Origin of the sequence: Enterobacter sp. 50588862, from assembly GCF_001462935.1 — a bacterium.
GTDB classification, from domain to species: domain Bacteria; phylum Pseudomonadota; class Gammaproteobacteria; order Enterobacterales; family Enterobacteriaceae; genus Enterobacter; species Enterobacter bugandensis.
Genome location: NZ_LNHM01000028.1, coordinates 400,772 through 427,331, shown reverse-complemented (window position 1 = coordinate 427,331; position 26,560 = coordinate 400,772). Strand labels below are relative to the sequence as shown.

The following is a 26,560-nucleotide window of genomic DNA, read 5'->3' as shown; positions in this document are numbered from 1 at the left end:
CCTCTTTCGATCTGGCGACCCGAGAGCCGCTAGATCATGACGTAATTACTGGCCACTTAATACCCTCGCCGGATCAATTCGGCTTGCGCGACGCGCCGGATACCAGCTTGCCAGCAGACTCAGTAAAAGTGCTGTAACCAGCACATAAAAAACGTCCAGCCAGTGCAGTTCAGACGGCAGGAAGTCAATAAAATAGATGTCACCGGACAAGAACTGGTGACCAATAAGCTTTTCAATCCCGTTGATAATCGGCGTCAGCTGCAGAGAAACCACCACGCCAATCACCACGCCGCAAAGGCTGCCGAACAGCCCTGCCAGCAAACCGTACCAGACGAAGATGGCGCGAATAAGACCGTCTTTTGCCCCGAGGGTACGCAACACGGCGATGTCGCCGCTCTTATCCTTAACCGCCATGACCAGCGTCGAGACGATATTAAAGCACGCCACGCCAATCACCAGCACCATCGCCAGATACATGATCGCACGGATCATCTGGATATCACGGTACATATAGCCGTAAGTGCCGATCCAGCTTTTGATGTAGACATAGTTATTGGTCACGCTGCCGGCATCACGCACCAGTTTGTTAGCGTTAAAGACGTCGTTCACCTTAATGGCAATGCCCGTCACGCTGTCGCCCATGTCGAGATACTGGCGCGCATCTTCCAGCGGAACCATCGCAAAGCTATGGTCAAGCTGGCCGCTCAGCTGGAGAATACCGGTGACGTGCAGGCGCACGCGTTTTGGCTGCTGCAGTTTGTGATCGGCGCTGGCGTTCGGGATCATGATTGACACCCAGTCGCCCTGCTTCACCTTCAGGGCATCGGCAACGCCTTTACCCATAATGATCTGCTGCTCGCCGGCCTTAAAGTTCACCCACGCGCCGTTCTGAACATATTTCGGCAGCGCGCTGAGCCGCTCCTCCTGGGCCGGGTTGACCCCTTTAACCTGGATGGCGCGCAGGTTAACCCCGCTCTCCACCAGCCCGGTAAAGTTAATGTAGGGCGCGGCCGCGGCAACGCCCGGCACTTTTTCCACTTTGGTGAGTGCATCGCTCCAGTTGGCCCACGGCTGGTTAACCGGCTCGATCTCCCCGTGCGGCACCACCGCAAGAATGCGGTTATTCAGCTCGCGCTCGAAGCCGTTCATGGCGCTTAAGCCGACAATCAGGACCGCCACGCCCAGCGCAATACCGATGGTCGAGATAACGGAGATCAGCGACACCATGCCGCCGCGACGGCGGCCGCGGCTAAAGCGTAACCCGATGAGTAACGATAACGGTGACGCCATTACTCTGCCCCCATGAGGGTCAGTTCCGCATTCAGATGGCCGTCGCGCATCTCAAGCTGGCGCCCCATGCGTTTTGCCAGCTGCAGGTCGTGGGTCACCACCAGAAACGCGGTTCCCTGCGAGGCGTTCAGCTCGCCGAGTAGCTGGAAGATACTGTCCGCATTGCGCGCGTCCAGGTTACCGGTCGGTTCATCCGCCAGCACCAGGCGCGGATTATTGACCAGCGCGCGGGCAATCGCCACGCGCTGGCGCTCGCCGCCGGACAGCTCCGACGGGCGGTGATTTCCCCGGTGGCCCAGCCCTACCGCTTTCAGCATATCGCTGGCGCGGGCGTTGATTTCTGCCGGTTTCTTTTTGCCAATCAGCAGCGGCATCGCCACGTTTTCCAGCGCCGTAAAGTCCGGCAGCAGGTGGTGGAACTGGTAGATAAAGCCCAGCTCACGGTTACGCAGCTCGGCCTTCGCCGCAGAGGACATTTTGCTCATCGGCTGACCGGAGAAGATCACGTCGCCGTTGGTTGGCGTGTCCAGCCCGCCCAGCAGGTGCAGCAGCGTACTTTTGCCCGAGCCGGAGCTGCCGACAATCGCCATCATCTCGCCCTCGCCCACGCTGAAGCTCACATTGTGCAGCACGTCAGTCTGCACAGTGCCTTCCTGATAGCGTTTGGACAGGTTGTCGCATTGCAACAGGATCTTATTCATAACGTAAAGCCTCAGCGGGTTGAGTGGCGGCAGCGCGCCAGGAAGGATAAAGCGTAGAAAGCAGCGCAATGGCCATCGCGGCCAGCGCAATTCCGACCACCTGCAGCGGCTCGATAGCCACCGGCAGCGCCGCGCCGTCAAGGAGCGCGCCGATGATCGGCATTAAATTATTAAGCTGGCTGGCAAGCAGTGCGCCGAGCACGGCGCCCAACAGCGCGCCGATAATGCCTGCACTGGCCCCCTGCACCATAAAGACCGCCATGATCTGGCGCGGCGTCAAACCCTGGGTTTGCAGGATGGCGACTTCGCCCTGCTTCTCCATCACCATCAGGCCCAGCGAGGTGATGATGTTAAATGCAGCCACGGCGACGATCAGGCTCAGCAGCAGCCCCATCATGTTTTTTTCCATGCGCACGGCCTGGAACAGCTCGCCTTTACGCTCGCGCCAGTCCTGCCATTTGGTGCCGTCCGGCAGTTTTTGCTGGCTGAGGGTATCGACCTTCAGCGGCTGATCGAGCCACAGGCGCCAGCCGGTGATATTTCCCGCCGGGTAACGCATCAGGCGTGACGCATCCTGAATGTTCACCAGCATCTGATAGCCGTCAACTTCGCTGTTGGCGGCAAAAGTACCAATCACGTTAAACAGGCGCTGGCTCGGCAGGCGACCCATTGGCGTAAACTGGCTGGCGGACGGCACCATCACGCGCAGCTGATCGCCGCGGTTGACGCCAAGCTGCCCGGCAAGCTGCTCACCCAGAATCACGTTGTATTTTCCGGCTTCCAGATCGGTTTGCTTCACGTTAACCAGGAACGGCGTCAGCGGGTCTTTTTGCGCCGGGTCAATCCCCAGCATCACGCCGACCGCCACGCTGCGGGCGCTTTGCAGCACCACATCGCCAGTGGTTAAGGGCGCAACGCGCGTGACGCCCTGTAACTTCGCCGCGCTTTCCGGCAGCTGTTGCGGGTTAACGGAACCGTTATTCGATGAGAGAACGGCCTGCGGCATCAGCCCCAGGATGTTGTTTTGCAGCTCGCGCTCGAAGCCATTCATGACGGAAAGCACCGTCACCAGAGCCATCACGCCGAGCGTAATGCCAATAGTCGAAAGCCAGGAGACAAAGCGACCGAAGCGGTCCGCGGCGCGCCCACGCATGTAACGTAAGCCTATGAAGAGTGCGACAGGTTGATACATGAAATCCGTCTGTTTGCTGATAGCAGACCCACGAGTATATAAGCGAATCCGTTAAGCGTAAATGACTGAAACCGTAAGCTTTGGTAATCATTTTTCCGAAAAACTCAGATAAATCAGGGTGGTACTTTCCATTTCCCCTCTGGATAGTCTCCACCTTTTCCGAAAAACGTCCCGATACAGACAGTTACCCGTTACATCTCTCTGTCGTTTTAGAACAATTGCCCCTACGTTTATGGCAAAACTGGTATGGGTTACCAATGAAACAAAAAGCATTATGGATTAATCAGATAAAAGGGCTGTGCATCTGTCTGGTGGTGATTTACCACTCGGTCATCACCTTTTATCCTCATCTCAGCGGGGTACAGCATCCGCTCTCCGGTCTTCTCGCCAAATGCTGGGTCTATTTTAACCTCTATCTCGCCCCGTTCCGGATGCCGGTTTTCTTCTTTATCTCCGGCTATCTGATCCGTCGTTATATTGATGAGGTAGACTGGCGCACCAGCCTCGACAAGCGGATCTGGAGCATTGTCTGGGTTCTGGCGCTGTGGGGGATCCTGCAATGGCAGGCGCTGACCCACCTGAACGCCTGGCTGGCGCCCGAACGCGAGCTTGCCACCTCGTCGAACGCGGCCTACGCCGATTCCCTGGCAGGATTTGTGCGGGGCATGCTCACCGCCAGCACCAGCCTGTGGTATCTGTATGCTCTGGTGGTCTACTTCACGCTGTGTAAACTGCTGAGCCGCTGGAAGCTGCCGGTACTCGGACTGCTTGCGCTGGCGAGCATCGCGATCAACTTCCTGCCGCTGCCGTGGTGGGGAATGAACAGCGTGGTACGCAACATGATCTACTACAGCCTGGGGGCGTGGTATGGCGCCGAGCTGATGGCGTGGATGAAAAGCTTCAACCTTCGCCGCACCTGGCTGGCTACTGGCGCTTTCGCGGCCGTCTCCGTGGTGCTGTGGTTTGCTAACGTTCCTCTCCTGCTTTCTCTGCTATCGATCGTGTTGATCATGAAGCTGTTCTACAGCCTTGAGCAGCGTTATGCCGTACATCCCAACAACCTGCTGAACGTGATTGGCTCAAACACCATTGCGATCTATACCACCCACCGCATCTTAATTGAGGCCTTCAGCCTGATCCTGATTGGCGAGATGAATGCCGCTTACTGGCCGGTCTGGGCAGAGCTGTGCTTAATTCTGATCTACCCGTTTGCCAGCCTGCTGATCTGTACCCTTGCCGGGCTTGGGGTGCGTAAAATTTCCACCTCGCTGTTCGGGGACCTTTTCTTCTCTCCTCCGTCTACGCGGAGCCTGTCACCTGCCACCCGTTAATGCCCTCTCCGCCCCCGTTTTGGGGGCGTTTAGCCCTGCCGTGCGGTTACAATTTGCTTATGTAAAACGATCGAGGATAATAAAGACATTGCGTATCAGTGATATGCCCCAATACTGATGGTATATCCATAAGAGACTCTGACATAGCCATGCCTGAACACTATCGTTATTCCTTGCCCGTCAAAGCGGGCGACCAGCGCCAGCTGGGTGAACTCACGGGCGCGGCCTGCGCCACGCTGGTGGCAGAAATCGCTGAGCGGCATCCTGGCCCGGTGGTGCTGGTTGCCCCGGATATGCAAAACGCCCTGCGCCTGCACGATGAAATCCGCCAGTTCACCGATAGCCTGGTGTTCAGCCTGGCCGACTGGGAAACGCTGCCGTATGACAGTTTCTCCCCGCATCAGGAGATCATCTCCTCGCGCCTGTCGACGCTATATCAACTCCCGACCATGCAGCGCGGCGTGCTGATTGTGCCGGTGAATACCCTGATGCAGCGCGTCTGCCCGCACAGCTATCTGCACGGCCACGCGCTGGTGATGAAAAAAGGCCAGCGCCTGTCTCGCGACACCCTGCGAGACCAGCTTGACGGTGCCGGATATCGCCATGTCGATCAGGTCATGGAGCACGGGGAATATGCCACCCGCGGCGCGCTGCTCGACCTTTACCCGATGGGCAGCGACCAGCCGTATCGTCTGGATTTCTTTGATGATGAAATCGACAGCCTGCGCGTGTTCGATGCCGACACCCAGCGCACGCTGGAAGAGGTGGAATCCATCAATTTACTGCCTGCCCACGAGTTCCCGACGGACAAAACCGCCATCGAGCTGTTCCGCAGCCAGTGGCGCGACAGGTTCGACGTAAAGCGTGATGCAGAACATATCTATCAGCAGGTCAGCAAAGGTACGCTCCCGGCCGGAATCGAATACTGGCAGCCACTGTTCTTCAGCGAGCCGCTGCCCGCCCTGTTCAGCTACTTCCCGGCGAATACGCTGATTGTGAACACCGGCGATATCGACGCCAGCGCCAGCCGCTTTGAAAGCGAAACCCGCGCGCGCTTCGAAAACCGGGGCGTTGACCCGATGCGTCCGCTTCTGCCGCCGGAAGCGCTGTGGCTGCGCACCGACGAACTCAACGCCGAGCTGAAGCGCTGGCCGCGCATGCAGCTGAAAACCGATTCGCTTGCCGATAAGGCCGCCAACACCAACCTCGCCTTCCGCACGCTGCCGGAGCTGGCCGTTCAGGCTCAGCAGAAATCGCCGCTGGATAATCTGCGCAAGTTCCTGGAGTCCTTTACCGGCCCGGTGGTGTTCTCCGTTGAGAGTGAAGGCCGACGCGAAGCTTTGGGTGAGCTGCTGGGACGCATTAAGGTGGCGCCGAAGCGCATCCTGCGTCTGAGCGAAGCGACCGGAAACGGTCGTTATCTGATGATCGGCGCCGCCGAGCACGGGTTCATCGACACGCTCAACAACCTGGCGCTGATTTGCGAAAGCGACCTGCTGGGCGAGCGCGTCGCGCGCCGCCGTCAGGACAGCCGTCGGACCATCAACCCGGACACGCTGATCCGCAACCTGGCCGAGCTGCATCCAGGCCAGCCGATTGTTCACCTGGAGCACGGCGTTGGCCGCTATCAGGGGATGACCACGCTGGAAGCGGGCGGTATCAAAGGTGAATACCTGATGCTGACCTACGCCAACGACGCCAAACTCTATGTACCGGTCTCGTCGCTGCACCTGATCAGCCGCTATGCGGGCGGCGCGGAGGAAAATGCGCCGCTGCACAAGCTGGGCGGCGACGCCTGGGCGCGTGCACGCCAGAAAGCGGCGGAAAAAGTGCGCGACGTGGCGGCCGAGCTGCTGGATATCTACGCCCAGCGCGCGGCCAAAGAGGGCTTCGCCTTTAAGCACGACAAAGAACAGTACCAGCTGTTCTGCGACAGCTTCCCGTTTGAAACCACGCCGGATCAGGCCCAGGCGATCAATGCCGTGCTGAGCGACATGTGCCAGCCGCTGGCAATGGACCGCTTAGTCTGCGGCGACGTCGGCTTCGGTAAAACCGAAGTGGCGATGCGCGCCGCCTTCCTTGCGGTTGAAAACAACAAGCAGGTGGCGGTGCTGGTGCCAACCACCCTGCTCGCTCAGCAGCACTTCGACAACTTCCGCGACCGCTTCGCCAACTGGCCGGTACGCATCGAAATGCTGTCGCGTTTTCGCAGCACCAAAGAGCAGACGCAGATCCTGGAGCAGGCAAGCGAAGGCAAGATCGATATTCTGATCGGCACCCATAAGCTGCTGCAAAGCGACGTGAAGTGGAAAGATTTGGGGCTGCTGATCGTCGACGAAGAGCACCGCTTCGGGGTTCGCCATAAAGAGCGCATCAAAGCGATGCGCGCGGACGTCGACATCCTGACCCTGACCGCCACGCCGATCCCGCGCACGCTGAACATGGCGATGAGCGGCATGCGCGATCTGTCGATTATCGCCACGCCGCCGGCGCGCCGTCTGGCGGTGAAAACCTTCGTCCGCGAATACGATAATCTGGTGGTGCGTGAGGCCATTCTGCGTGAAGTACTGCGCGGGGGTCAGGTCTATTATCTGTATAACGACGTGGAAAACATCCAGAAAGCGGCCGACAGGCTGGCGGAGCTGGTGCCGGAGGCGCGTGTTGCTATCGGTCACGGACAGATGCGCGAGCGCGAGCTGGAACGGGTGATGAACGACTTCCACCACCAGCGCTTTAACGTGCTGGTGTGCACCACCATCATCGAAACCGGGATCGACATTCCGACGGCGAACACCATCATCATTGAACGTGCGGATCACTTTGGTCTGGCGCAGCTTCACCAGCTGCGCGGCCGCGTCGGACGTTCGCACCATCAGGCTTACGCCTGGCTGCTGACACCGCATCCGAAAGCGATGACCACCGACGCGCAAAAGCGTCTGGAAGCCATCGCCTCTCTGGAAGACCTCGGCGCAGGCTTCGCGCTGGCCACGCACGACCTGGAGATCCGCGGCGCGGGTGAACTACTGGGTGAGGACCAGAGCGGCTCCATGGAGACCATCGGCTTCTCGCTCTATATGGAGCTGCTGGAAAACGCGGTGGATGCCCTGAAGGCCGGGCGCGAGCCGTCTCTGGAAGATTTGACCAGCCAGCAAACTGAGGTCGAGCTGCGAATGCCTTCCTTGCTGCCGGACGATTTCATTCCGGACGTGAATACCCGCCTGTCGTTCTACAAGCGCATCGCCAGCGCGAAGAATGAGAACGAGCTGGAAGAGATTAAAGTGGAGCTGATCGACCGCTTCGGCCTGCTGCCAGATGCTGCGCGTAACCTGCTGGATATCGCGCGCCTGCGCCAGCAGGCGCAGAAGCTGGGCATTCGCAAGCTTGAGGGCAACGAAAAAGGCGGCGTCATTGAATTTGCCGAGAAGAACCACGTCAACCCGATGTGGCTGATCGGCCTGCTGCAAAAACAGCCGCAGCACTTCCGTCTTGATGGCCCGACGCGACTGAAATTTACCCAGGAGCTGACGGAGCGCAAAACGCGCATGGACTGGGTGCGTAACTTTATGCGTCAGCTGGAAGAGAACGCTGTCGCGTAACTCGCCCTTCCCCCCGTTAGCGCAGTGCTGGCGGGGGGACAATTTACAAACTCTTTGCACTTCACCCGATCTTCCCGACACACCCATTCGCCATAATTATCTTTAACCCCTTATAAAACAATAAGCTTATCATTTACATGGATTATGGTGATGATGACCTCTTCGCGTTTTACCCGCTGGATAACCCTGTTTGCGCTGGCAGCCACCGTCGCGGTTGCGCTTCCTGCGCGGGCAAACACCTGGCCCCTTCCCCCGCCCGGCAGCAAGGTGGTGGGCGAAAACCGTTTTCATGTGGTTGAAAACAATGGTGGCTCTCTTGAAGCGATAGCCAAAAAATATAACGTCGGTTTTCTGGCCCTGCTGCAGGCGAACCCCGGCGTCGATCCGTACGTCCCGCGCGCGGGCAGCGTACTGACCATTCCGTTACAGACTATCCTGCCGGATGCCCCGCGGGAGGGGATCGTGATCAACCTGGCGGAGTTGCGTTTGTACTATTACCCGCCGGGTAAAAATGAGGTTACCGTCTACCCTATCGGTATTGGTCAACTGGGCGGCGATACGCTGACGCCGACGATGGTCACCACCGTCTCGGATAAACGCGCCAACCCAACCTGGACGCCGACGGCCAACATTCGCGCCCGCTATAAGGCTCAGGGCATCGATCTTCCTGCCGTGATTCCGGCAGGCCCGGATAACCCGATGGGTCATCACGCGATCCGCCTTGCCGCATACGGCGGTGTTTACCTGCTGCACGGTACGAACGCGGATTTTGGCATCGGCATGCGCGTCAGTTCCGGCTGCATTCGTCTGCGCGATGACGATATCAAAACGCTGTTTAACGTCGTTACGCCGGGAACAAAGGTGAATATTATCAATACGCCGATTAAGGTCTCTGAAGAGCCAGGCGGCGTGCGGCTGGTTGAGATTCACCAGCCGCTATCAAAAAATATCGGCGACGATCCCCAGACGTTACCCATTAACCTGAATGCCACGATGGTGAGCTTCAAAACGAATGCGAATACCGATAGCCTGGTGATGGAGCGCGCGATGGAAGCGCGGTCAGGCATGCCGACCGACGTCACCCGGCATCACGATGTTATCCAGCAGTCCATGTAAGACGGAAAGTAAAACGCCCTGCTAAGCAGGGCGTTTTTTATTGCAGTGGCATAAATGAGGGTTTATGCCCGGCTTATTTGTAGATGACAGCGGTGCCGTGCAGGGTGTTAGGACCGGTCACAGAGGTGATGCGGTAAGATTTTGCACCCATTGCTTCCGCTTTTTGTGCCAGCTGATCTTCCAGAGAGCCCAGGTTAGTCCCGGCAGACGCAGAGATCGTCCCGACTTTATGCTGATCGGCTGGAGTGGATTGTACCTGTACAGCAGCAAAGCTTGCGAAAGAGAGTGAACTCAGTACAGCAGCAGCGATGAGGGTTTTTACGTTTTTCATAATGTTTACCTTTGGCAGATGAATTTTTTGGTCGTTAGCTATTTAGTTAACGATCGATAGGTAAATCATAAATGTGATCCAGCTCACGCGTCAACACATTTTTATAACGAGCATTAATTAAATTTTAAAATTGTTATTTTTCATACATATATGATTAATTTATTTTTAAGCATTCTGCACTGGTGGTGGGTTGCGTTTATTTTTATAATGGTCATTCAACAAACCAACAGAGGACCAACGGCAAATGACAACCGACGTCACGAGTTGTGTGAAGAAAAGCCGTGGCCGACCAAAAGTGTTTGACAGGGATGCAGCGCTTGATAAGGCCATGACTCTCTTCTGGCAACATGGGTATGAAGCGACCTCGCTTTCCGATCTGGTAGAAGCCACCGGAGCTAAAGCGCCGACGCTTTATGCTGAATTTACCAATAAAGAGGGGCTGTTCAGGGCGGTGCTGGACAGGTACATTTCGCGCTTTGCGGCGAAACACGAAGCCCAGCTATTTTGTGAAGAGAAAAGCGTTGAACAGGCGCTACGGGATTACTTCACCGCCGTTGCCACCTGCTTCACCAGTAAAGAGACGCCCGCGGGCTGCTTTATGATTAACACCTCTGCCACCCTGGCGGCAGCATCAAAAGAGATCGCCAATACGGTGAAATCGCGTCATGCGATGCAGGAGGAGACGCTCAGCGCATTTCTGGCTCAGCGCCAGCAGCGCGGTGAAATTCCCGCGCACTGCCAGCCTCAGATGCTGGCGCAATACCTGAGCTGTATTTTACAGGGAATGTCGATCAGCGCCCGTGAAGGGGCGACGCTGGAAAAACTGCAGAACATTTCCGACACCACGCTGCGCCTGTGGCCTGAACTGCTCAAAATCTGACGCAAAAAAAAGCTCCTCAGCCTGAGCGCTTGAGGAGCTAAGTTCAGAGAACATCTTTTTTACGCTTTGTTATTCAGTACCAGCTGGCCGTTTCCATCCAGTGGAATTTGGGTGCCCGGGTCTTTATCCATGCGGATTTTGCCCTGCTGATCGCCAATTTTGTAGGTCACGTCATAGCCCAGCATTTTTTCCGACTTGTCATAGACGGTTTTACAGCGCTGCTGGGTCGTGGTGTAGGTATCGTTATCCTGCATTGCGCCCTGCACCTGGTTACCGGCATAGCCGCCACCCAGCGCGCCGACCACGGTCGCGACATCTTTACCCCGACCACCGCCAAACTGGTGACCAATCACCCCACCCGCTACCGCACCCAGAACAGAGCCGGCAATACGGTTTTCATCCTGTACCGGACGACGGTGGGTTACGGAGACGTTACGGCACTCCTGACGTGGGGTTTTTACGGTTTCTTTAATAGGCGTTGCAGAAACCACCTGCGCATACTGCGGGCCGCGATCTAAAACGTTGAGACTGGCAACAGCAGCCACACCTAACGCAGCTGCGACGCCGATCCCTATACCCGCCAACATTGATTTATTCACGGGACTTCCTCCTTTGTTGCTATTGGTAACAATTCTGCTATGGAGGCGCGGCTTCGCCAATAAGACAAAGGATCAAAAAGTGGACATCGGGGAGAGATATATCGCGTTTAGGAGAACTCTTAGGCACCTAATCCACGACGAGCAGCATGATATGCTAAAAAATCCCTCCGGAGGGCCCGGAGGGAGTGAAAGATTAGTGCAGCTTCAGACGTGGACGAATGACGCGGTTGATTCTGCCCACCAGCATCATCAGGCCCGTTTTAAAGTAGCCGTGCAGCGCGATCTGGTGCATACGGTACAGGGAGATATACACGAAGCGTGCAATGCGCCCTTCCACCATCATCGAGCCACGCATCAGGTTACCCATCAGGCTACCGACGGTAGAGAAGTTTGACAGCGATACCAGCGAACCGTGGTCTTTATAGACATACGCCTTCATTGGCTTGCCTTTGTACTGCGCGAGGATGTTGTGCAGCACCAGGCTTGCCATCTGGTGAGCGGCCTGAGCGCGCGGCGGCACGAAGCCCCCTTCAGGACGCGCGCAGGAAGCACAGTCACCAATAGCGAAGATTTCAGGGTCGCGCGTGGTTTGCAGCGTCGGCTCGGTGACCAGTTGGTTAATGCGGTTCGTCTCCAGACCACCGATATCTTTCATAAAGTCAGGCGCTTTGATACCTGCCGCCCAGACCATCAGATCCGCTTTAATGTACTCGCCGTCTTTGGTGTGCAGTCCACCTTCGTCAGCGCTGGTCACCATGGTCTGCGTCAGGACGCGCACGCCCAGTTTCGTCAGTTCATTGTGCGCTGCGCCGGAAATGCGCGGAGGCAGCGCAGGCAGAATACGCTCACCCGCTTCAACCAGCGTCACGTTCAGCGCTTCGTTAGTTAACCCTTTGTAACCGTAGCTGTGCAGCTGTTTAACCGCATTGTGCAGCTCTGCGGACAGCTCAACGCCCGTCGCGCCGCCGCCGACAATGGCAATGTTAACCTTGCCATTTGCACCCAGATTGCTGGTGTACTTCAGGAACAGGTTCAGCATTTCCTGATGGAAACGACGCGCCTGGTGCGGGTTATCGAGGAAGATACAGTGCTCTTTAACGCCCGGCGTGTTGAAGTCGTTGGAGGTACTGCCGAGCGCCATCACCAGCGTGTCATACGCCAGCTTGCGCTCGGGGACCAGCAGCTCGCCTTTTTCATCACGCAGCTCGGCCAGGGTAATGGTTTTGTTCTCACGGTTGATGTCAACCACCGAGCCCAGCTGGAACTGGAAATGATGGTTGCGCGCGTGCGCCAGATAGCTCAGCGCGTCCACGCCCTCATCCAGTGAGCCGGTCGCCACTTCGTGCAGCAGCGGTTTCCACAGGTGGCTGTGGTTACGATCCACCAGCGTGATTTTGGCTTTTTTACCGCGCCCCAGCTTCTTGCCCAACTGTGTGGCCAGCTCCAGCCCGCCAGCACCACCGCCTACAATCACTATCTTTTTCAATGGCGTAGTCAACGTGACCCCCTCAAATTATTAACCAATTGTTAATTAAAAGTTATGAAAATAACCCTTAATTAACAACAGGTTACAACACTGAAACCATTCAGGTGCATTGAGAATAACACGTCAGGCGCATTGGTCATACCAAAATTGATATGCATCAAGTTTTGATGGCTTAAAAGTAGACAATTCTGGACAAAAAGAAACCCGGTGCGCGTTCGCGACCGGGTTTCTGAAGTGGCAGGCTGTGGTTTAGCCCAGCGTTTTAAAGGCTTTGATGCGCTGGAGGTGCGGGGAGATGTTCTTGAACTTGTGGGTCTGCTCTTCGTCCCAGACGATCTCGTAATAGTGATGCAGCAGCTCTGCGGCCCGATGGCTGTTCAGTGCTTCATCATTACGCGAGAGGATCACCAGACAGCGATCGCGGTTTTTCTCACGGAAGTTGCTCACGCACTTGGTCGCAATATCGACATACTCTTCCGGGCGGTCAATTTTGCCTTCCATGTTCTCATTCGGGAAAAGGTTAGGATTGAAGACCACCTGGCGGATGTCGCACAGGAAGCCAATCCGCTCCGCCCAATAGCCGCCCAGCCCCACGCCGCAAATCAACGGGCGATCGTCGACGTTAAGCTGCAGCATCTTGTCCACCTCTTTGAGCAGATGCTGCATATCATGCTTCGGATGGCGCGTACTGTAGCTAATCAGCCGTACATCGGGATCGATAAACTGCAGCTGTAGCACCTTCTCATGATTACCAGGACTGTTTGAGTCAAAACCGTGTAAATAGATGATCATTGTCTTCTCACCACGCTACGCCTTCCGGGAGGGTTTACAGGCTGGCTTTATGTGCCTGCCAGCGCTCATTCAGGTCTTCAAGCCGGGCGTTGACCGACTTCCAGCGCGCCGAATCCATCAGCTCCTGACGGCTAAATGAACCTTTATGATACAAATGCGTAACACGCTCTGCATTGATCGGTGACAGGTTATCCAACACGCTAACGGCACCTTTACGATTATTGCAGACAAGGATCATATCGCAACCTGCATCCAGCGAGGCCTGGCCGCGCTCAGCATAGCTGCCCATGATTGCCGCCCCTTCCATCGACAGATCGTCGGAGAAAATGACGCCGTTGAAACCCAGCTCCTGGCGCAGAACGGTTTTCAGCCAGTGCGGGGAGCCGCTGGCAGGACGCGGATCAACGTCGCTGTAAATCACGTGCGCGGGCATAATGGCGTCCAGCTTGTTATCGGTGATAAGCGAGCGGAACACCGACATATCTTTGGCGCGAATTTCCGCTTCCGGACGCGGGTCGCGCGGGGTCTCTTTGTGGGAATCTGCCGTCACCGCCCCGTGGCCCGGGAAGTGTTTCCCGGTGGTTTTCATTCCCGCATCGTGCATCCCGTCGATAAACCGGGTCGCCATTTCCAGCGCAATACGCGGATCTTCATGGTAGGAGCGCTCGCCAATCGCGGCGCTGATATGGCCCACATCCAGCACCGGGGCAAAGCTGATGTCGATATCCATGGCAATCATTTCGCTGGCCATCAGCCAGCCGGCTTCCTGCGCCAGTTTCCCACCCTCTTCCGTGCCGAGCAGCGCGGCGAAAGACTGGGCTGCCGGCAGGCGGGTAAAACCGTCGCGAAAACGCTGCACGCGGCCGCCTTCCTGATCGACGGCCACCACCAGATGATTGCGCGACGCGGCGCGGATCTGGCGCACCAGTTCACGCAGTTGCGCCGGATCGTGATAGTTGCGGGTAAACAGGATCAGGCCGCCCACCAGCGGATGCGCCAGAATTTCACGCTCCTCCGCATCCAGCTCAAACCCTTCTACATCCAACATGACTGGACCCACACTCACCTCTCTTATCCTTTCGTTTGTAACTGGCGCCAGGCATCGTCTGCCAGCGCAATAAATTGTTTATCTCGGGACTGCTGCAAACGCATCTCAAACCAGCCCGCCATCAGCATGATGACCCAGGGCCGCCAGCGTCTCACCTGGCGTGCCAGCGCATCGGCGTTAAAGTGCGCAACGCTGGCATACTCTCTGATGAGTTTCTGCCGCGCGGCTTCACTTTCCGTCCAGACCGCGGCCAGCTCCAGCGCCACATCGCCGTCTCCGGCATATTCCCAGTCGATAAGCCTGGCGCCCTGTGGCGTATGCACGATGTTCCCGGCGTGCACATCCATATGTAACGGCGAGAGCCGAATCGGTTGCGGCTCGCCCGCTTTACGCAGCCGTTTGAGATGCGCAAGCCACACTGGGGTACGTCTTGCTGGAGAGGCTTGTTGCCAGTAGTTTTCCAGCAGTGGAAGTAAGGCGATTCGCCACCCCAGACGCTGTTGCTGGTGCAGATGATACAGCATCGCCGCAAGCGCTGGGGTGTCCGGCAGCGCGCTTTTCACCTCCCCCTCCAGATAGTCGACGGCCATCCAGCCCTTGCTGAAAAATCGGGGTTCAGGCACGAGATCCGACGGAAGGCGTTTGAGGGCGCGAAACTGACGGCGAAACTGGAAAGCCGGGGCGAAGGGATCGTGGTTCTGCCGCAAGACCAGACGGTGCGCGCCCCGCGCTATAATGCAACTCGCGCCGCTAAGCCCGGAGTGGGCCTGCGGCGCGATAAGGCGGTACTGTGGAAAATAACGCGTCAGAATCTCTTCACGCGTGGTGTCATTGTTGCGTAACCGCACCTTTACCTGACCAGATAATTTCGCCTGTCTGAACCAGCATCAGCTGCATCTGCAGGGCTGGGGTATTCACGTTACCGGTCGCATTAGAGTACAGCACATACTGGGCGCCAACGTTGCGGGCAATGCCAATCGCCTTGCTGCGGGTACCGAGGCTATCCTGCGGCGACAGGCCCAGCTGCTGTTTGGCTAACGCGAGCTGCTGAGCAGAGACCAGCGTAAACTTACCGTTGTTTGCCAGTGCATTGCGCAGCGTTTCTGTGGCTTCGCCCGCGTTCAGCGAACCGTTGGTACGGTTGTTCACGCTATCGACCAGCAGCACGCTGCCTGCCGTCACGCCCTGAGCCTGCAGCATTTTACCGACCATCGGCTGCATCGCACCGTTCCAGTCGTAATGGCGCACGCGCGGCGCAGGTTGTGACGTCTGGTCCTGATGTTCAATCGGGCCAGGCTGTGACGGAATAGACGGTACAGACGGCACGGTTGGCTGGGTCTGCGTTGGCGGTGTCGGCTGCTCGGTACCCGGCTTTGCCTTTTCCACAGGTGCTGGCTGTTCTGTACGGGTCACACACCCTGCGAGGAACAGCGCGAATGCGGTCACGAGCGCATAACGGCTCATATTTTTAATCAAGGTTCACCCCTTAGAGATAAAGATAAAGTCTCACCTTATGCGCACCCAGATAGCTGGCGCTGTCATAGAGCGTTACCGACGACCTTGCCGGAAGAGTGACGCTGCGCGGCGCCTCCAGCGGGTGCATCTCAAGACCTCTTACGTCATACCAGAAAAAACGGTAGTGGACCGTCACCGGTTCATTTCTTTCGTTATAGAGCGTAGAGGAGGCAGAAGATTTAATTTCACTGATGGTCAGTGCGGGCTGTTGCGCCGTGATGCCCGCAGCCAGCACGGAGGATTCCATCACCAGCGTCTGTTCATCGCTGACGGGGATCGCCGGACGCGTGCTGCACCCCACAACCATCATCGTCATTACCAGCGCTGCAATACGCCCTTTAAACATGTTACAGACCTTTGTGAGCCAGCATCGGTCCCAGCGGACGTCCACCCAGCAGATGCATGTGAATATGATAAACTTCCTGGCCGCCATGACGATTACAGTTCATGATCAGACGATAACCGTCTTCCGCTATGCCTTCCTGCTCGGCAATTTTCGCCGCCACCGTCAGCATACGACCTAACGCCACTTCGTGCTCGGTTTTTAAGTCGTTTACGGTCGGAATCAGAATATTAGGAATGATAAGGATGTGTGTCGGTGCCTGAGGGGAAATGTCCCGGAAAGCCGTTACCAGTTCATCCTGATAGACGATGTCCGACGGGATTTCGCGGCGAATAATTTTACTGAAAATCGTTTCTTCAGCCATGACCTTTTCCTTTTTTGTTAGGTGCGTCCGCTGTTAACACACTCTCTGGAGGACTGTGTGACACAATTCAAGAGTATGAGCGAGTTTCTCCTGTCCTTTCAACCTTCTCCCCCGAATTCTTTGCTGAATATTCATCAGCTGACTGAAGAGTGACCGCTCGCGTGGCTTAACGGGCTGAAACATTATTTCAGTTTCGCACGACACATCTGTTTACAGCATTAATGGCAATGCGTATATTTCGCATTTGCATTTTCATGCGCATTTTTAACATAGAAAACGACGTCAGACCGTATTTGTGGGACTGACGCAAACACTCTTCACCGTTCATAAGGGTTTGATAATGTCTTTCATTGATCACACCAGGGATGGGCAACGTCAGCCTGTCGCAACGCCTTCGTTGCTGGCAGCCTGTATTGCTATGGCATTGACGCCAGCCGCCGCTTTCGCTGCATCAGCAACCGAAGACACCGTCGTCGTGGATGGAGGTTTTGACAATACGCAGGATCCTTCCGCAAGTCAGGACCGGGATTACAGCGTAAAAACCACCACCACCGGCACAAAGCTGTTGCTGGTTCCACGCGATATCCCACAGTCCGTTAGCGTCATTAGCCAACAGCGCATGGCGGATCAGAACCTGCAGTCTATCGGCCAGGTCTTAACCAACACGACTGGCGTAACAGCGCAGGTGCAGGACAGCGATCGTACCGTATTTTACTCGCGCGGATTTTTCGTCAGTAACTACGCCTTTGACGACCTGCCCACCTCCATCAGCGAAGTGTGGAACTTCGGCGACACCGCCGCCGATACCGCGATTTACGACCGTATCGAAGTGGTTCGCGGCGCGACCGGGCTGATGTCCGGCACCGGTAACCCGGCGGCGTACGTCAATATGGTGCGTAAGCATGCGGACAGCAATGAGTTCAAAGGCAATGTCTCCGCCAGCTACGGCAGCTGGGACAAACAGCGCTACGTGCTGGATCTCCAGGCACCGCTGGTAGAGCCCGGGAAGGTACGGGGACGCCTGATTACGGGCTATCAGGACAACGACAGCTTCGTGGATAACTACCACTACCGGAAGAAGTTCCTCTACGGCGTGGTGGATGCGGACGTCACCGACAGCACCACCCTCTCTGTAGGGTATGAATATCAGGAAAGCCACACCGCCGATCCGACCTGGGGCGGATTGCCGACCTGGTACAGCGACGGGAGTAAAACCGACTACAATCGCAGCCAGACCGTTGCGCCTGACTGGGCCTATTCAGACAAGGATAGCACCCGCATCTTCGCTAACCTGACCCAGCGTTTCGACAACGGCTGGGAAGCGCACGTCAACGGCATGCACGCGGAGACCAACTTCGACAGCAAGCTGATGTATATGTCCGGCTATCCGGAAAAAGAGACCGGGGCGGGCATGGTTGGCTACGGCGGCTGGAACAGAGGTGAACGCAAACAGGATGCGGTTGATGCCTTCCTGCGCGGCGGCTTCGATCTTTTCGGCCGCCAGCATGAGATGATGTTTGGCGGCAGCTTCAGCCGACAGCGCAACCACTATGACAACAGAATGCCGGATGCGCTGTACGGCATGGTGGACGTGGGGAATTTCAAAAACTGGAACGGAAATATCGCCGATCCGCAGTGGACGCCGTGGAAGCTCTACAGCCAGGACGACATTCGCCAGTCCTCAGCTTACACGTCCGCCCGCTTCTCGCTGGCTGACCCGCTGCACCTGATCCTTGGTGCGCGCTACACCAACTACAACATTCGCTATAACCCGGCGGGCTCTCCTGACACCCGTCTGGAAAGCACTGAAGATGACGTAACGCCTTACGCGGGCCTGGTCTACGATATCAACGAAGACTGGTCGACCTACATCAGCTATACCTCCATCTTCCAGCCGCAGGACAAGCGCGACGCCAGCGGACGTTATCTCGATCCAACCACGGGCAAAAGCTACGAAGCCGGTGTTAAAGCAGACTGGTTTAATACCCGTCTGACCACCTCGCTGGCGATTTTCCGCATCGAGCAGGATAACGTGGCGAGCAACACCTATACCTACATGCCGAGCGGTGAGTCGATTTATGAATCGCTGGACGGCGTGGTCAGCAAAGGGATTGAGTTCGAGCTAAACGGCGCCCTGACCGATAACTGGCAGCTGACGTTCGGCGCGACCCGCTACATTGCGGAAGATAAGAACGGCAGCGCTGTCAGTTCCGATCAGCCGCGCACGACAATGAAGCTGTTTACCCGTTATCAGCTGCCAATGCTGCCGGCGCTGACGGTGGGCGGTGGCGTAAACTGGCAGAACAAAGTGTGGACGGATGTGGACGGTGGCCCGGCGGGACAATCCCGCGCAGAGCAAGGCAGCTACGGACTGGTTAATCTGTTCAGCCGCTATCAGGTCACCAAAGATTTTGCTATTCAGGCGAACGTCAACAACCTGTTCGACAAAGAGTATTACGATTACGTCGGCTCTTACGTGGTTTATGGCGCACCGCTGAACGTCTCAGTGAGCGCAAGCTACGACTTCTGAGTGTTGGCACAACAAACCACAGCAATAAAAAAGGCAGCCATTCGGCTGCCTTAGTCTCCCCAGGTCACAGCTTAGCTGTTGCGGATGTACTCATCCATTTCGGTTTTCAGGTTATCGGATTTAGTACCGAAGATAGCCTGAACGCCCGAACCTGCAACAACCACGCCCGCTGCACCCAGTTTTTTCAGACCCGGCTGGTCCACTTTCGCAACGTCGGCAACGCTCACACGCAGACGAGTGATGCACGCGTCCAGGTTAGTGATGTTCTCTTTACCGCCGAACGCAGCAACCAGTGCCGGAGCCATTTCGCTGGTCGCGCCTGCTTTGCTGTCTTCAGTTGCATCTTCACGACCCGGAGTTTTCAGGTCCAGTGCTTTGATCAGCACGCGGAAGATGGTGTAGTAAACAACGGCGTAGCACGCACCCACGATTGGGAACAGCCACAGCTTGCTGCTGTTACCGGACAGAACGATAAAGTCGATCAGGCCGTGAGAGAAGGACGTACCGTCACGCATACCCAGCAGGATACAGATTGGGAACGCCAGGCCAGCCAGTACAGCGTGGATGATGTACAGGATTGGCGCAACGAACATGAAGGAGAACTCGATCGGCTCGGTAATACCGGTCAGGAACGAGGTCAGCGCTGCGGAGATCATGATACCGCCCACTTTTGCACGGTTTTCTGGCTTAGCAGAGTGCCAGATTGCAATCGCAGCAGCCGGCAGGCCGTACATTTTGAACAGGAAGCCACCAGACAGTTTACCTGCAGTTGGGTCACCCGCCATGTAACGTGGGATATCGCCGTGGAACACCTGACCTGCTGCGTTGGTGAATTCACCAATCTGCATCTGGAATGGAACGTTCCAGATGTGGTGCAGACCGAATGGCACCAGGCAACGCTCGATGAAGCCGTAGATACCGAACGCGACAACCGGGTTCTGGTAAGCAGCCCACTGAGAGAAGGTCTGGATAGCGGAACCGATTGGTGGCCAGATGAAGGACAGGATCACGCCAGTGAAAATCGCTGCCAGACCAGAGATGATCGGAACAAAACGCTTGCCCGCGAAGAAGCCCAGATACTCAGGCAGCTTGATGCGATAGAAGCGGTTGAACATATACGCTGCAATCGCACCGGAGATGATACCGCCCAGAACACCGGTATCCGCCAGGTGTTTCGCGGCAATCTCTTCTGCAGGTAAATGCAGAACCAGCGGCGCAACCACAGCCATGGTTTTCACCATGATGCCGTAAGCAACCACTGCAGCCAGCGCAGAAACGCCGTCGTTATTGGTGAAGCCCAGCGCCACACCGATAGCGAAGATCAGAGGCATGTTAGCAAAGACGGAACCGCCTGCTTCAGCCATCACATGGGAAACTACGGCTGGCAGCCAGCTGAAGTTAGCAGAACCGACACCCAGCAGGATACCTGCGATAGGCAGTACGGATACTGGCAGCATCAGCGATTTACCGACCTTTTGCAGGTTAGCAAATGCATTCTTAAACATAATTGAGAGTGCTCCTGAGTATTTGTGCTTTTTTTACGCTTTCACGCATTGGCCCGGGGGGAGTACCGTGCCGTGGACAGGACATCTAAGCGCCCTTTATTTATTACACAGAGTAAAATAATTCCCTCTGAGTTTGTTTGACGGCTATCACGTTTCAGCTTAAGACGGTCGAAAAACTTTCAGTAATTTACAAAAAGCATGTCTGGATGTTTCTAAGAACACCGTCACCGCCCCAAATGAGGCGGTGAACTTTACTCGTTTTATTTATTAATTACGAGCCTAAAAAAAACAGGCTTATCAGACGGATTGCAGGCGGGCGGGGTCGATATGGAACAGCGCAGAGAAGTTTTGCGTCGTGACGCGGGCCAGCTCTTCGATACTGACGCCTTTAAGCACGGCCATGTACTCTGCGACGTCTCGCGTCATGGCCGGCTGGTTCTCTTTACCGCGATGCGGTACCGGCGCCAGATACGGAGAGTCTGTTTCCACCAGAATGCGATCGAGCGGGACATAGCGCGCAGCATCACGGAGCTGCTCAGCGTTACGGAACGTCACGATCCCGGAAAACGAAATATAAAACCCCAAATCAAGCAGTTTACCCGCCGTTTCTCTGTCTTCTGTGAAACAGTGTAGTACGCCACCGCAATCCGTCACGTTTTCTTCCCGGAGGATCGCCAGCGTATCGGCGCGCGCATCGCGTGTATGTACGATGACCGGTTTATTCAGTTCGCGGCCGATGCGAATATGGTTGCGGAAAGACGCCTGCTGGCGCGCTTTCGTTTCCGGCGTGTAAAAATAGTCCAGCCCGGTTTCACCCATCGCCACGACGCCCGCTTCTGCTGCCAGTCGGCGCAGCTCTTCTACATCATACTCTTCATCCTGGTTCAGCGGATGAACGCCGCAGGAGAACACCACGTTATCGCGATCGCCCACCAGCTCACGCATTGAGCGATACCCTGGCAGCGTCGTCGCCACCGCAAGACAAAATTTCACATCGCGGGCAGCGGCTTTCGCCAGCACGTCATCCACGTCGTTGTGCAGGGATTGATAATCCAGGCCATCAAGATGGCAGTGTGAGTCGACTAAAAACATAATGTCTCTCTCAGAAATGGGAAACAGGCGGCGTAACGCCCGGTTGCAGGTAGTGTTCAATACGCAGTAACTGGTCGGTCAGCAAAAGCTCGCGATTAAGACCCGTCACGGTTAAAAGCTGTTCGCGGCTCTCGCAAACATCATGAAGGATAGCGTGCAGAGACGCGCCTGTAAGGCGGCTCGCCAGCATGTTCACCAGGGGCCACGCGTCCGGGTTAGTCAGCAGCGTAGCTCCTTGCTGGATTTTTAGCGCATCGAGCAATAAGGAGGCCAGCCAGTGCAGACGCTCAACGGCCCGATCGCTATTCAGCGCAGGCAGTAAACTCAGCCAGTCCTGGTTGTTAAGTGAAGCCTCAACGGCCCTGCAGAGCGCTTCTCGCTGCGACCAGACGTCAGGCTGTAGTAATGCCAGCGCCGCCGCGGGGGCGCCGCTGCTGAGGCGCAGCGCAGACAACGCACTCTCCTGTGACGTTGTCACCTCTCGCTCAAGCCAGCTTAACGCCCACGATTCCTGAGGTACCGCCAGATGATGGAGACGACAACGGCTGCGCAGCGTCGCCAGTAAACGTCCCGGGTCCCGGCAGGAAAGGAAAAACCACGTCTTTTCCGGCGGCTCTTCCAGGGTTTTAAGCAGCGCGTTCGCCGCCGCCTCGGTAAGCAACGCAGCGTCGTTGAGCCAGACCACTTTTGCCCCGCCCAGACGCGCATGTTCGTACAGTTTCTCGCTGACTTCACGCACGGCATCAATGCCGAGCGCGCTTTTGCCCTTCTCAGGCTCAAGCGTGTAGTAGTCAGGATGCGTGCCGGCCTGCATCAGCTGGCAGCCGCGGCATTTACCGCAGCTTTTATGCCCTTCCGGCTGCTGGCACATCAGAAAACGAGTGATGGCGTAGATCAACGCATCATCGCCCATTCCCGGCAACGCCTGAATCAGTAACGCATGATGCCCCCGACCGGCCTGATAGCTGGCGATCAGCTGTTCAAAGTGCGGGCGCAACCATGGATACCATTTCATGCCTGCTGCTCCTGTAGCCACTGCGTAACGGTCTGTTGAATATCGCGCGTGACGTCGTCCAGAGATTGCGTGGCGTCAATGGTACGAATTGCGCTATCCCGCGCGGCCAGCTCAAGATAGCGCGCGCGCGCGCGGTTAAAGAAATCGAAAGACTCTTGCTCAATGCGGTCCAGTTCGCCGCGCGCGCGGGCGCGCCTGAGGCCCACTTCCGGGGTCACATCCAGGTAGAGGGTCAGGTCCGGGCGAAAATCCCCCAGTACGGCATCGCGAAGGGTTGCCAGCATCGCTTGGTCAATACCGCGTCCGCCACCCTGATAGGCCTGAGTCGACAGATCGTGACGGTCGCCGATCACCCACTTGCCGTCGGCCAGCGCAGGTTTAATCACGGTCTCAACCAGTTGGACGCGCGCCGCATAGAACATCAGCACTTCGGCTTTGTCAGTAATAACCTCGTCGCCAACGGATTTAATATCCAGCACCAGACTGCGCAGTTTCTCCGCCAGCTGAGTACCGCCCGGCTCGCGGGTAAAGACCATGTCAGCGACGCCAAGCGATTTCAGCGTATCCACTACCACGTTACGGGCGGTGGTTTTACCCGCCCCTTCTAGTCCCTCAATGACAATGTATTTACTGCGCATTTTTTTCCTTAAGTGCCTTCAGATAGTCCTGAACAGAGCGATTATGGCTGGCAAGGTTGGTGTTAAAGGTATGCCCCCCTTTCCCATCAGCCACAAAATAGAGGTACGGTGTTTTGGCCGGGTGCGCGGCGGCTTTGAGCGAAGCCTCGCTCGGCGTGGCTATCGGGCCCGGCGGCAAGCCGTTAATCACGTAGGTATTATACGCCGTTGGCGTCTCCAGATCTTTTCTGGAGATCTTACCGGCATAGCTCTCGCCCATGCCGTAGATAACAGTCGGGTCAGTTTGCAGACGCATGCCGATGCGCAGGCGGTTGATAAATACCGACGCGACCCGGTCGCGCTCAGCCGCCACGGCCGTCTCTTTCTCAATGATCGAGGCCATTGTCACAAACTGGTTTTGATCTTGATAAGGCAGCCCGTCCATACGCCCTTCCCAGGCGGAATCAACTGCCTCAACCATCTTTTTGTGTGCCCGTTTAAGAATCGCCACGTCGGTCGTGCCCGCCGTATACATCCAGGTGTCTGGCCAGAACCAGCCTTCCACCCACTCAGGATGTTCAAATTTCAGCACCTCGGCGACCGTCTCATAGCGATCGTCTTTTAGCGTGTGCTTGATGTAAGGCGCATCACGCAGCTGCTTGAGGTAATCGCTTAAGCGCATCCCTTCAACAAAGCGCAGCGGGAACTGTGCCTCTTTACCGCTTTCCAGCAGCTGCAGCATCTCTCTGACGGTCATGCCGGGCGTAAAGCGATAGGTACCAGCCTTGAAGTGAGACAGTTCAGGCTCGATACGCAATAACCACTGGAACACGCGTGGACGGTTGATGATTTTATCCCCGTAAAGCTGCTCGCCCAGCGCCATCCGCCCGGTACCGGCTTTCAGGGTAAAAATCGTCTCGTCTTTAATCAGGATTTTACTGTCCGCCAGCTGGCGAACCTTCCATACTCCCGCTCCGCCGGCAATACCCAGCGCAACGATCAGGAGAAGGACAAAGCGCAACATTTTCTTCATGACTTTTTGATTTGCTCACATATCGGGGCTAAAAACGTAAAGAGCTCTCGCGAAGACCAGCGCTGTTGACCATACGCCCGAACGGGTATAACAGGCATCAGCGCATTGCAGATCACAACTTCATCGGCGGACAGCAGCGCCTCTTCCTTCGCGTTTACTTCGACAACGCGAAAGCCTGCATGTGCCAGCTGTTGCAAACAAAACTGGCGCATGATGCCGTTAACCCCAGCCTGCTCCAGCGAAGGGGTGAAGACCTCACGGCCCTTCCGCCAGAGTAAATTAGCCGCACAGCATTCCGTAATGAACCCTTCGCTGTCAAGGACTAGCGCCTCATCGGCGTCCGTCTGTTCAAGATGAGTACGAATAAGCACCTGTTCAAGGCGGTTAAGATGTTTTATTCCGGCGAGCATAGGGTTTCGCCCCAGCCGTACCGGGCTCAGCGTCAGCGTTACCCCCTCCTCACGCCAGCGCGCATAGTGAGCAGGGTACGCTGATACGGAAAGAATACGCGTGGGATGCTGACAGGCGGAACCGCTGTACCCTCGCCCGCCGCTGCCGCGGCTAAGAATAACTTTTAAAACGCCGTTTGTATTACCTGACGCCAGCCGGCGCATCTCGCGCTCGAGAGTGTCCCACTGCATGAAGGGAATCAGCAATTTCTCGCAGGCTTTTTGTAAACGACGGATATGGGCGTCAAGCAGGCTCACCTCACCGTCAAGAATACGCGCAGTGGTGAAACAGCCATCGCCAAACTGGATTGCCCTGTCGCTTGCCGGCAGCGTTTCTTGCTCAAGGCCATTAATTAAAAACATGGTGGCTCCTTATGCGTGGAGGCTCAGTCTGGCAGGATGTTAAAAGCCGGACAAGGGGATTTTCCCTAATAAAAAAGGCCCGCCAAGCGGACCTTTTTTTATAGCTTTCAGGCAGTCAGGCTCAGACCTTTTTGAAGATCAGAGAACCATTCGTACCGCCAAAGCCGAAGGAGTTACACAGGGTGTACTCCATACCGCTAACCTGACGCGCTTCGTGCGGAACGAAGTCCAGATCGCAACCTTCATCCGGGTTATCCAGGTTGATGGTTGGCGGCACAGCCTGATCGCGCAGCGCAAGGATAGAGTAGATTGACTCTACTGCACCCGCCGCACCCAGCAGGTGACCGGTCATGGATTTCGTGGAGCTGACCATTACGCGGCTGGCAGCCTCGCCGAAGATAGACTTAACCGCCTGCGCTTCTGCTTTATCGCCTGCAGGCGTAGAAGTGCCGTGCGCGTTAACGTAGCCAATCTGTGCAGGGGTAATACCCGCATCACGGATCGCATTTTCCATCGCCAGCGCAGCACCCGCGCCGTTCTCCGGAGGAGACGTCATGTGATACGCATCGCTGCTCATCCCGAAGCCAACGACTTCAGCATAAATTTTCGCGCCACGTTTTTTCGCATGTTCGTACTCTTCCAGTACGAGCATACCTGCGCCGTCACCCAGCACAAAACCATCGCGGTCTTTATCCCACGGACGGCTCGCCGCCTGAGGGTTATCGTTACGGGTAGAGAGCGCACGCGCTGCGCCGAAACCACCAACACCCAGTGGGGTACTGGCTTTTTCAGCACCGCCCGCAACCATAGCATCTGCATCGCCGTACGCAATGATACGCGCGGCCTGGCCGATGTTATGTACGCCAGACGTACACGCGGTAGCGATAGAGATGCTTGGACCACGCAGGCCGAACATAATGGTCAGGTGACCTGCCACCATGTTAACAATCGTGGACGGAACGAAGAACGGGCTGATCTTACGCGGTCCGCCATTCATCAGCGATGTATGGTTTTCCTCGATCAGGCCAAGACCGCCAATCCCGGAGCCAATAGCGGCGCCGATACGGGTTGCGTTCTCTTCCGTAATCTCAAGGCCAGAATCCTGCATGGCCTGAACGCCAGCTACAATTCCATATTGAATGAAGGCATCCATCTTGCGCTGTTCTTTGCGCGAGATGATCTCTTCACAGTTAAAATCCTTTACTAAGCCAGCAAATTTCGTTGCATAGGCGCTAGTATCGAAATGGTCGATTAGGCTGATGCCGCTCTGACCGGCAAGGAGAGCTTTCCAGGTGGACTCTACGGTATTGCCGACAGGAGACAACATGCCAAGTCCGGTCACAACTACACGACGCTTAGACACGTTTGTCCT

24 protein-coding genes are annotated in these 26,560 nt (G+C 56.3%); 5 read left to right on the top strand and 19 right to left on the bottom strand.

Going from position 1 to position 26,560, the window contains the following annotated elements; genetic code table 11:
• Positions 1 to 45: 45 nt before the first annotated feature.
• The 3 genes from lolE to lolC are packed head-to-tail and all read right to left on the bottom strand — an operon-like array spanning position 46 to position 3,183.
• Positions 46 to 1,290 carry a lipoprotein-releasing ABC transporter permease subunit LolE gene (lolE, locus tag APT89_RS14925; RefSeq protein WP_041910501.1) on the bottom strand — a complete coding sequence of 415 codons (1,245 nt, stop codon included), beginning with the start codon at positions 1,288 to 1,290 and terminating at the stop codon, positions 46 to 48.
• On the bottom strand, positions 1,290 to 1,991 hold the full coding sequence (lolD, locus tag APT89_RS14920; RefSeq protein WP_008500772.1) for a lipoprotein-releasing ABC transporter ATP-binding protein LolD: 702 nt from the start codon (positions 1,989 to 1,991) through the stop codon (positions 1,290 to 1,292). The genes lolE and lolD overlap by 1 nt, the downstream gene beginning before the upstream one ends.
• A complete protein-coding gene (lolC, locus tag APT89_RS14915; protein ID WP_028012739.1) occupies positions 1,984 to 3,183 on the bottom strand; it encodes a lipoprotein-releasing ABC transporter permease subunit LolC in 1,200 nt (399 codons plus the stop codon). Before lolC ends, lolD begins: the two co-directional genes overlap by 8 nt.
• 257 nt (positions 3,184 to 3,440) lie before the next feature.
• On the opposite strand from lolC, the gene APT89_RS14910 reads away from it, so the two are divergent.
• The 3 genes from APT89_RS14910 (at position 3,441) to ldtC (ending at position 9,226) form a co-directional block, all read left to right on the top strand.
• Positions 3,441 to 4,514: an acyltransferase family protein gene (locus tag APT89_RS14910; protein WP_041910502.1), complete on the top strand. Its 1,074-nt coding sequence runs from the start codon at positions 3,441 to 3,443 to the stop codon at positions 4,512 to 4,514.
• A gap of 149 nt (positions 4,515 to 4,663) precedes the next feature.
• A complete protein-coding gene (gene mfd, locus APT89_RS14905) occupies positions 4,664 to 8,110 on the top strand; it encodes a transcription-repair coupling factor (protein ID WP_041910503.1) in 3,447 nt (1,148 codons plus the stop codon).
• Between the two features lie 150 nt (positions 8,111 to 8,260).
• Entirely contained in the window at positions 8,261 to 9,226 is a 966-nt protein-coding gene (ldtC, locus tag APT89_RS14900) for a L,D-transpeptidase LdtC (RefSeq protein ID WP_041910504.1), read from the top strand.
• Between the two features lie 73 nt (positions 9,227 to 9,299).
• On the opposite strand, the gene bhsA is transcribed toward ldtC, so the two are convergent.
• Positions 9,300 to 9,557, bottom strand: a complete 258-nt coding sequence (gene bhsA / locus APT89_RS14895) for a multiple stress resistance protein BhsA (RefSeq protein WP_023332711.1) — start codon at positions 9,555 to 9,557, stop codon at positions 9,300 to 9,302.
• A 244-nt stretch (positions 9,558 to 9,801) separates the two neighbouring features.
• Between bhsA and comR the strand changes: the two genes are divergently transcribed.
• Positions 9,802 to 10,437: a TetR family copper-responsive transcriptional repressor ComR gene (gene comR, locus APT89_RS14890; RefSeq protein ID WP_028012732.1), complete on the top strand. Its 636-nt coding sequence runs from the start codon at positions 9,802 to 9,804 to the stop codon at positions 10,435 to 10,437.
• Positions 10,438 to 10,496: 59 nt separating this feature from the next.
• Here comR and APT89_RS14885 read toward each other — a convergent pair whose 3' ends face one another.
• The 8 genes from APT89_RS14885 to hinT form a co-directional block, all read right to left on the bottom strand.
• Positions 10,497 to 11,036, bottom strand: coding sequence for a glycine zipper 2TM domain-containing protein (locus tag APT89_RS14885; RefSeq protein ID WP_028012731.1), 540 nt, complete (start codon positions 11,034 to 11,036; stop codon positions 10,497 to 10,499).
• A 193-nt stretch (positions 11,037 to 11,229) separates the two neighbouring features.
• Positions 11,230 to 12,534 carry an NAD(P)/FAD-dependent oxidoreductase gene (locus APT89_RS14880; protein WP_041910505.1) on the bottom strand — a complete coding sequence of 435 codons (1,305 nt, stop codon included), beginning with the start codon at positions 12,532 to 12,534 and terminating at the stop codon, positions 11,230 to 11,232.
• A gap of 237 nt (positions 12,535 to 12,771) precedes the next feature.
• Entirely contained in the window at positions 12,772 to 13,314 is a 543-nt protein-coding gene (gene ycfP / locus APT89_RS14875; RefSeq protein WP_008500781.1) for an alpha/beta hydrolase YcfP, read from the bottom strand.
• Positions 13,315 to 13,348: 34 nt separating this feature from the next.
• Positions 13,349 to 14,374, bottom strand: coding sequence for a beta-N-acetylhexosaminidase (nagZ, locus tag APT89_RS14870; RefSeq protein WP_045630221.1), 1,026 nt, complete (start codon positions 14,372 to 14,374; stop codon positions 13,349 to 13,351).
• Positions 14,375 to 14,385: 11 nt separating this feature from the next.
• Complete coding sequence (gene thiK / locus APT89_RS14865) at positions 14,386 to 15,210, bottom strand: thiamine kinase (RefSeq protein ID WP_060572826.1); 825 nt, start codon at positions 15,208 to 15,210, stop codon at positions 14,386 to 14,388.
• Positions 15,191 to 15,835 carry a penicillin-binding protein activator LpoB gene (gene lpoB, locus APT89_RS14860; RefSeq protein ID WP_120266920.1) on the bottom strand — a complete coding sequence of 215 codons (645 nt, stop codon included), beginning with the start codon at positions 15,833 to 15,835 and terminating at the stop codon, positions 15,191 to 15,193. Before lpoB ends, thiK begins: the two co-directional genes overlap by 20 nt.
• Positions 15,836 to 15,848: 13 nt before the next feature.
• A complete protein-coding gene (locus APT89_RS14855) occupies positions 15,849 to 16,223 on the bottom strand; it encodes a YcfL family protein (protein WP_041910507.1) in 375 nt (124 codons plus the stop codon).
• Position 16,224: 1 nt separating this feature from the next.
• The gene (hinT, locus tag APT89_RS14850) at positions 16,225 to 16,584 is read right to left on the bottom strand and encodes a purine nucleoside phosphoramidase (RefSeq protein ID WP_060572824.1); all 360 of its coding nucleotides are present in this window, start codon (positions 16,582 to 16,584) and stop codon (positions 16,225 to 16,227) included.
• Between the two features lie 340 nt (positions 16,585 to 16,924).
• On the opposite strand from hinT, the gene fhuE reads away from it, so the two are divergent.
• The gene (gene fhuE, locus APT89_RS14845) at positions 16,925 to 19,114 is read left to right on the top strand and encodes a ferric-rhodotorulic acid/ferric-coprogen receptor FhuE (protein WP_060572822.1); all 2,190 of its coding nucleotides are present in this window, start codon (positions 16,925 to 16,927) and stop codon (positions 19,112 to 19,114) included.
• A 71-nt stretch (positions 19,115 to 19,185) separates the two neighbouring features.
• Here fhuE and ptsG read toward each other — a convergent pair whose 3' ends face one another.
• The 7 genes from ptsG to fabF all read right to left on the bottom strand — a co-directional run bounded on the left by ptsG (position 19,186) and on the right by fabF (position 26,551).
• Positions 19,186 to 20,619: a PTS glucose transporter subunit IIBC gene (gene ptsG, locus APT89_RS14840; protein ID WP_028012724.1), complete on the bottom strand. Its 1,434-nt coding sequence runs from the start codon at positions 20,617 to 20,619 to the stop codon at positions 19,186 to 19,188.
• Between the two features lie 297 nt (positions 20,620 to 20,916).
• A complete protein-coding gene (locus tag APT89_RS14835; protein WP_028012723.1) occupies positions 20,917 to 21,711 on the bottom strand; it encodes a metal-dependent hydrolase in 795 nt (264 codons plus the stop codon).
• A gap of 10 nt (positions 21,712 to 21,721) precedes the next feature.
• The gene (gene holB, locus APT89_RS14830) at positions 21,722 to 22,726 is read right to left on the bottom strand and encodes a DNA polymerase III subunit delta' (protein ID WP_060572820.1); all 1,005 of its coding nucleotides are present in this window, start codon (positions 22,724 to 22,726) and stop codon (positions 21,722 to 21,724) included.
• Positions 22,723 to 23,364, bottom strand: coding sequence for a dTMP kinase (tmk, locus tag APT89_RS14825; RefSeq protein ID WP_060572818.1), 642 nt, complete (start codon positions 23,362 to 23,364; stop codon positions 22,723 to 22,725). The genes holB and tmk overlap by 4 nt, the downstream gene beginning before the upstream one ends.
• Positions 23,354 to 24,376: a cell division protein YceG gene (gene yceG, locus APT89_RS14820; protein WP_041910512.1), complete on the bottom strand. Its 1,023-nt coding sequence runs from the start codon at positions 24,374 to 24,376 to the stop codon at positions 23,354 to 23,356. The genes tmk and yceG overlap by 11 nt, the downstream gene beginning before the upstream one ends.
• On the bottom strand, positions 24,373 to 25,188 hold the full coding sequence (pabC, locus tag APT89_RS14815; RefSeq protein ID WP_060572816.1) for an aminodeoxychorismate lyase: 816 nt from the start codon (positions 25,186 to 25,188) through the stop codon (positions 24,373 to 24,375). Before pabC ends, yceG begins: the two co-directional genes overlap by 4 nt.
• A 121-nt stretch (positions 25,189 to 25,309) precedes the next feature.
• Positions 25,310 to 26,551 carry a beta-ketoacyl-ACP synthase II gene (gene fabF, locus APT89_RS14810; RefSeq protein ID WP_045630098.1) on the bottom strand — a complete coding sequence of 414 codons (1,242 nt, stop codon included), beginning with the start codon at positions 26,549 to 26,551 and terminating at the stop codon, positions 25,310 to 25,312.
• Positions 26,552 to 26,560: the final 9 nt, after the last annotated feature.